At 74.1% G+C, this 853-nt stretch carries 1 protein-coding gene; it reads right to left on the reverse strand.

Annotated elements, in window-relative coordinates; all coding sequences use genetic code 11:
- Positions 1-150 precede the first annotated feature (150 nt).
- Positions 151-853 (reverse strand): FecR family protein (locus MTR62_RS21080; RefSeq protein ID WP_244024634.1); only part of this gene is annotated, 703 nt, incomplete at its 5' end.

Genomic DNA, 853 nt, shown 5'->3' on the forward strand with positions numbered 1-853 from the left:
AGCGGTCCGGCGGGGATCGCCACGCCAAGCGGTCCGGCGCGCCGCGCCGCAGCGCCGTCACGGGCCTGCGCGCCGGGCACCAGTACGAGAACAGGCAGGAACGGGGCCGCGACGGCAAGGGCAATGCAGCGCGCGGTGTTCCGGGTTCGTCTAGGGCCGGTCCAGGACATAGGCACGCGATGTGGTGCGCACCGCGAAGCCGTGCAGCACGCCCAGGTTCTCGAGCAGCTGGGCCGGATCGTCGAGCCGCAGGCGCCCCGCCACGCGAACGCGCAGCAGAGCCGGATCGTCGACCTCGATCGGCTTCGCGCTCCAGCGCTGGAGCCGCGCGACGAGCGCGCCGAGCGGCATGTCGGAGACCTGCAACCAGCCCTCGCGCCAGTCGCCCTCGTAGTCCTGCAGGGCGATGCGCTCGGGCGGGGCGATCCGCCCGTCGACGAGACTGGCGCGGTGCGCGGCGGCGACATCGACGGCGTTGACGCCCGGCTGGTTGCCCGCGAAACGCACCAGCCCGCGCTCCACCACGAGGTCGAGCGAGCCGGCGTTGCGCGCAAGGTCGAAGCGGGTGCCCAGCACGTTCACCGTGCCCTCCGCGCTCGCCACGCTGAACGGGCGCGCGGCATCGTGGTACACGTCGAACAGCGCCTCGCCCGCTTCGAGCCGAACCTCGCGCCGGTCCGGCGCCAGCCGCACGCTGAGCCGGCTGCGGCCGTTGAGCACGAGACGCGAGCCATCCGCGAGCGTGACCCGCAGGATCTGGCCGGGGCGCGTCGCATACGTCTGCTCGGGCGTCATCCAGAAGCGCACCTGCGGCCAGGCCAGCACGCAGGCGCCCGCGACCAGCGCGGCGCAG

It is taken from the genome of Novosphingobium organovorum, from assembly GCF_022832435.1.
In the GTDB taxonomy this organism is placed as follows: domain Bacteria; phylum Pseudomonadota; class Alphaproteobacteria; order Sphingomonadales; family Sphingomonadaceae; genus Novosphingobium; species Novosphingobium organovorum.